Raw genomic sequence first — 1,814 nt, 5'->3', positions numbered from 1 at the left:
GTTCGGGTGCCGGGGCCGGTTCGGGTGCCGGGGCCGGTTCGGGTGCCGGGGCCGGTTCGGGTGCCGGGGGTGCTTCGACCGTTTCCGGCGGTGGGGGTGCTCTCGTTGGTGGTTGGGAAGGGCTCGGGCCGATTCAGCGGGCCCTAGGGGGGCCGGCCGCTGTCGCGGACGCCGGGTTCAGCGGGCGGTTGAGCACCTGGCAGAACCCGTCCTTCACCGGGACCCTGTCCCACGCCGTCCTGCCCGGTGCGCCGGGTGGGCTGGTCAAGAACGTGCTCACTACGTCTGCGGCGCCCGTCGCCGGCCTGGAACTGCCGTCGCGCAGGCTGCCGGTGGCGTACGAGGAGCCTGAGGCCCCGGCCGCCCCCTCCATGCCCTCGTCCCCGTCCGCGTCCCCGTCCCCGTCCGCCGACCCTGGGCCTGGGCCTGGGCAGCGAGCGCCGTACCAGGTCACGCCGTCCCGTCCGACCGGCCCCCGGGTCACCCCGGCACGGCCCCACGCCACCCGTCCGGCCCCGTTGACCAAGGCCTCCGCCCCACCGGCCGTCCAGCGCCGGACCCTGCCCGCGTCACGGCCACAGCCCTCCGGGCCCGCCGGGGCGCCGGGGGATACGACTTCGGGTCCGACGCCTTCGAGCGGTGCCACGCCCGGGCGTACGGTGCCTGCGGCGACGGCAGCCGGGGGTACGCCGCCCGGACGTACGGCAGCGGACGGCTCCTCGTCCGGTCACACGGCTTCCGGTGGCTCCTCGTCGCCCGGTCCGGTATCGGGTCGTACGGCGTCCACGGGGAGCGGGGCGGGCTCGGCGAACTCGGCTACGGGCCCGGTCGGCGCGTCCGGCGGCACCTCTCGGGCAACGGCGCCTGCCGCGACGCCGACCCGGGCCGAGGCACCTGCGGTCAGCTCCACGAGCGCGGCCGAATTCCCTTCCGGCAACAGCACCGCCGCCCCCGCTCACACAGGGCCGGCCATCCAGCGTGCGACGCCCGACACCGCCGCCGGGACGGCACCGAACTCCGGCGGTACGTCGGTGACCGGCGACCGCAGGGGGCCGGGCCCCGTCGGCGACACGACGACAAGGTTCGGCGGTACGACACCGAACTCCGCCGGTACGACACCGAACTCCGCCGGTTCGACGACGACTCCCGTCGGCATGACGGGTCTCCACCGTGCAACGGCGGGTCCCCACTGCGGGCCGACGGGTTCCGACCGCCCGCCGTCGAACCCTGTCGGTGCGCCGCCAACTCCCAGCCGTACGACGCCGCCACCCAGCCGTACGACCACGAACTCCGCCGGCACGACCACGAGTCCCGGCCGTACGACGTCGAACCCGGACGGTCCCGCCACCACGAGCCCCGGCCGTACGACGTCGAACCCGGTCGGTGCCGCCACCACGAGTCCCGGAGCTGCGGCCACGAACTCCAGCCGTGTGGCGGCGAATCCCGCCGGCACCGTGCAGCGCGCCGCCAGTACGTCAGGGGAACCCCGACGCGCAGCGAGCGACCCGGGCGGAATCACGCCCCCGTCGTCCGACACCACGGGCAACCAATCAGCGGGCAGCCCCGCCACCCCCGAACGGGGCGAGGTCAGCATCCAGCGGGCGACGACCATGTCCAACGCCGCGTACGGGGGCAGCACCCGGTCCCGGCGCCCCGTCAGGCCGGTCTCTCAGCACCGGCACCGACTCCGGCGTGCCCGGAGGCTTCAAGGGCGACGTCCAGCGGTCCGCGCCCGAGGCCGACACCACGGCACCTCACCCCGCCGATACGGCAACCGGTGGTCCCCCCGCCCCGCGCACCGCCCCGGTCCGCAC

2 protein-coding genes are annotated in these 1,814 nt (G+C 75.9%); both read right to left on the bottom strand.

The window, feature by feature from the left end:
• Positions 1-727: 727 nt before the first annotated feature.
• A complete protein-coding gene (locus tag P1P70_RS44205; RefSeq protein WP_319248084.1) occupies positions 728-910 on the bottom strand; it encodes a hypothetical protein in 183 nt (60 codons plus the stop codon).
• Between the two features lie 45 nt (positions 911-955).
• Positions 956-1,639: a hypothetical protein gene (locus P1P70_RS44200; protein WP_319248082.1), complete on the bottom strand. Its 684-nt coding sequence runs from the start codon at positions 1,637-1,639 to the stop codon at positions 956-958.
• Between the last annotated feature and the right edge of the window lie 175 nt (positions 1,640-1,814).

It is taken from the genome of Streptomyces sp. MB09-02B, assembly GCF_033794485.1.
Taxonomy (GTDB): domain Bacteria; phylum Actinomycetota; class Actinomycetes; order Streptomycetales; family Streptomycetaceae; genus Streptomyces.
This window is presented reverse-complemented; position numbering and strand designations above follow the sequence as displayed.